Source organism: Lysinibacillus capsici, assembly GCF_003367505.1.
GTDB lineage: Bacteria > Bacillota > Bacilli > Bacillales_A > Planococcaceae > Lysinibacillus > Lysinibacillus capsici.
The window spans coordinates 1-4431 of the sequence record NZ_PXXX01000005.1 but is presented as its reverse complement, the minus strand read 5'-3'; the positions used below and the strand labels follow the sequence as shown (position 1 = coordinate 4431).

At 52.3% G+C, this 4431-nt stretch carries 2 rRNA genes; both read left to right on the top strand.

From position 1 onward, the window contains the following. Positions 1–1350, top strand: a 16S ribosomal RNA gene (locus C7B89_RS02110); the annotation flags it as partial. A 151-nt stretch (positions 1351–1501) separates the two neighbouring features. Beyond that, positions 1502–4429: ribosomal RNA gene (locus C7B89_RS02105) — 23S ribosomal RNA — on the top strand. The last annotated feature ends 2 nt before the right edge of the window (positions 4430–4431 follow it).

The window sequence follows — 4431 nt, the reverse complement described above, 5'->3', positions numbered from 1 at the left end:
AGACTGAAAGACGGTTTCGGCTGTCGCTATAGGATGGGCCCGCGGCGCATTAGCTAGTTGGTGAGGTAACGGCTCACCAAGGCGACGATGCGTAGCCGACCTGAGAGGGTGATCGGCCACACTGGGACTGAGACACGGCCCAGACTCCTACGGGAGGCAGCAGTAGGGAATCTTCCACAATGGGCGAAAGCCTGATGGAGCAACGCCGCGTGAGTGAAGAAGGTTTTCGGATCGTAAAACTCTGTTGTAAGGGAAGAACAAGTACAGTAGTAACTGGCTGTACCTTGACGGTACCTTATTAGAAAGCCACGGCTAACTACGTGCCAGCAGCCGCGGTAATACGTAGGTGGCAAGCGTTGTCCGGAATTATTGGGCGTAAAGCGCGCGCAGGCGGTCCTTTAAGTCTGATGTGAAAGCCCACGGCTCAACCGTGGAGGGTCATTGGAAACTGGGGGACTTGAGTGCAGAAGAGGAAAGTGGAATTCCAAGTGTAGCGGTGAAATGCGTAGAGATTTGGAGGAACACCAGTGGCGAAGGCGACTTTCTGGTCTGTAACTGACGCTGAGGCGCGAAAGCGTGGGGAGCAAACAGGATTAGATACCCTGGTAGTCCACGCCGTAAACGATGAGTGCTAAGTGTTAGGGGGTTTCCGCCCCTTAGTGCTGCAGCTAACGCATTAAGCACTCCGCCTGGGGAGTACGGTCGCAAGACTGAAACTCAAAGGAATTGACGGGGGCCCGCACAAGCGGTGGAGCATGTGGTTTAATTCGAAGCAACGCGAAGAACCTTACCAGGTCTTGACATCCCGTTGACCACTGTAGAGATATAGTTTCCCCTTCGGGGGCAACGGTGACAGGTGGTGCATGGTTGTCGTCAGCTCGTGTCGTGAGATGTTGGGTTAAGTCCCGCAACGAGCGCAACCCTTGATCTTAGTTGCCATCATTTAGTTGGGCACTCTAAGGTGACTGCCGGTGACAAACCGGAGGAAGGTGGGGATGACGTCAAATCATCATGCCCCTTATGACCTGGGCTACACACGTGCTACAATGGACGATACAAACGGTTGCCAACTCGCGAGAGGGAGCTAATCCGATAAAGTCGTTCTCAGTTCGGATTGTAGGCTGCAACTCGCCTACATGAAGCCGGAATCGCTAGTAATCGCGGATCAGCATGCCGCGGTGAATACGTTCCCGGGCCTTGTACACACCGCCCGTCACACCACGAGAGTTTGTAACACCCGAAGTCGGTGAGGTAACCTTTTGGAGCCAGCCGCCGAAGGTGGGATAGATGATTGGGGTGAAGTCGTAACAAGGTAGCCGTATCGGAAGGTGCGGCTGGATCACCTCCTTTCTAAGGATTATTTCGGAATACAAACCTTGGGTTTGTAAGATTACGTTTTGCGTTCAGTTTTGAAGGCTTGTTCTTTGAAAACTGGATAAAACGACATTGAAATTGTAACAAACACATTTATTTTTTAAGTTTTTTATAGGCTTAATAACTTGGTTAAGTTATTAAGGGCGCACGGCGAATGCCTTGGCACTAGGAGCCGAAGAAGGACGGCACTAACACCGATATGCTTCGGGGAGCTGTAAGTGAGCTTTGATCCGGAGATTTCCGAATGGGGGAACCCACTACGTTTAATCGCGTAGTATCTTGACGTGAATACATAGCGTCTTGAAGGCAGACCCAGGGAACTGAAACATCTAAGTACCTGGAGGAAGAGAAAGAAAAATCGATTCCCTGAGTAGCGGCGAGCGAAACGGGAAGAGCCCAAACCAAGAGGCTTGCCTCTTGGGGTTGTAGGACACTCTATACGGAGTTACAAAAGAGCGAGTTAGATGAAGCGACTTGGAAAGGTCCGCCAGAGCAGGTAAAAGCCCTGTAGTCGAAAGTTCGTTCTCTCCTGAGTGGATCCTGAGTACGGCGGAACACGTGAAATTCCGTCGGAATCCGGGAGGACCATCTCCCAAGGCTAAATACTACCTAGTGACCGATAGTGAACCAGTACCGTGAGGGAAAGGTGAAAAGCACCCCGGAAGGGGAGTGAAAGAGATCCTGAAACCGTGTGCCTACAAGTAGTTAGAGCCCGTTAATGGGTGATAGCGTGCCTTTTGTAGAATGAACCGGCGAGTTACGATTACGTGCGAGGTTAAGCTTTAGAAGGCGGAGCCGCAGCGAAAGCGAGTCTGAATAGGGCGAAATAGTACGTGGTCGTAGACCCGAAACCAGGTGATCTACCCATGTCCAGGGTGAAGGTGAGGTAACACTTACTGGAGGCCCGAACCCACGCACGTTGAAAAGTGCGGGGATGAGGTGTGGGTAGCGGAGAAATTCCAATCGAACTTGGAGATAGCTGGTTCTCTCCGAAATAGCTTTAGGGCTAGCCTCGTGATGAGAATACTGGAGGTAGAGCACTGTTTGGACTAGGGGGCCATCCCGGTTTACCGAATTCAGACAAACTCCGAATGCCAGATATTTATACACGGGAGTCAGACTGCGAGTGATAAGATCCGTAGTCAAAAGGGAAACAGCCCAGACCACCAGCTAAGGTCCCAAAGTAATCGTTAAGTGGAAAAGGATGTGGCGTTGCACAGACAACCAGGATGTTGGCTTAGAAGCAGCCATCATTTAAAGAGTGCGTAATAGCTCACTGGTCGAGTGACGCTGCGCCGAAAATGTATCGGGGCTAAACGATTCACCGAAGCTGTGGATTGACATCTACGATGTCAGTGGTAGGAGAGCGTTCTAAGTGCGTTGAAGTCAGATCGGAAGGACTGGTGGAGCGCTTAGAAGTGAGAATGCCGGTATGAGTAGCGAAAGACGGGTGAGAATCCCGTCCACCGTATGACTAAGGTTTCCTGAGGAAGGCTCGTCCGCTCAGGGTTAGTCGGGACCTAAGCCGAGGCCGATAGGCGTAGGCGATGGACAACAGGTTGATATTCCTGTACCACCTCCTCACCGTTTGAGAAATGGGGGGACGCAGTAGGATAGGGTAAGCGCGCCGTTGGTTGTGCGCGTCCAAGCAGTAAGGCGTGTGTGTAGGCAAATCCGCACACTGTAACGTTGAGCTGTGATGGCGAGTCCGTATGGACGAAGTTCCTGATTTCACACTGCCAAGAAAAGCCTCTATCGAGGTGAGAGGTGCCCGTACCGCAAACCGACACAGGTAGTCGAGGAGAGAATCCTAAGGTGTGCGAGAGAACTCTCGTTAAGGAACTCGGCAAAATGACCCCGTAACTTCGGGAGAAGGGGTGCTCTTGAGCGTGCAAGCGCATGAGAGCCGCAGTGAATAGGCCCAGGCGACTGTTTAGCAAAAACACAGGTCTCTGCAAAACCGTAAGGTGACGTATAGGGGCTGACGCCTGCCCGGTGCTGGAAGGTTAAGAGGAGTGGTTAGCGCAAGCGAAGCTGCGAATTGAAGCCCCAGTAAACGGCGGCCGTAACTATAACGGTCCTAAGGTAGCGAAATTCCTTGTCGGGTAAGTTCCGACCCGCACGAAAGGCGTAACGATCTGGGCACTGTCTCAACGAGAGACTCGGTGAAATTATAGTACCTGTGAAGATGCAGGTTACCCGCGACAGGACGGAAAGACCCCGTGGAGCTTTACTGTAGCCTGATATTGAATTTTGGTACAACTTGTACAGGATAGGTAGGAGCCAGAGATCTCGGAGCGCCAGCTTCGAAGGAGGCGTCGGTGGGATACTACCCTGGTTGTATTGAAATTCTAACCCATGCCCCTTAGCGGGGCAGGAGACAGTGTCAGGCGGACAGTTTGACTGGGGCGGTCGCCTCCTAAAAGGTAACGGAGGCGCCCAAAGGTTCCCTCAGAATGGTTGGAAATCATTCGTAGAGTGTAAAGGCACAAGGGAGCTTGACTGCGAGACCTACAAGTCGAGCAGGGTCGAAAGACGGGCTTAGTGATCCGGTGGTTCCGCATGGAAGGGCCATCGCTCAACGGATAAAAGCTACCCCGGGGATAACAGGCTTATCTCCCCCAAGAGTCCACATCGACGGGGAGGTTTGGCACCTCGATGTCGGCTCATCGCATCCTGGGGCTGTAGTCGGTCCCAAGGGTTGGGCTGTTCGCCCATTAAAGCGGTACGCGAGCTGGGTTCAGAACGTCGTGAGACAGTTCGGTCCCTATCCGTCGTGGGCGTAGGAAATTTGAGAGGAGCTGTCCTTAGTACGAGAGGACCGGGATGGACACACCGCTGGTGTACCAGTTGTCTTGCCAAAGGCATCGCTGGGTAGCTATGTGTGGACGGGATAAGTGCTGAAAGCATCTAAGCATGAAGCCCCCCTCAAGATGAGATTTCCCATTACGCAAGTAAGTAAGATCCCTCAAAGACGATGAGGTAGATAGGTTCGAGGTGGAAGTGTGGTGACACATGGAGCTGACGAATACTAATCGATCGAGGACTTAACCAAAA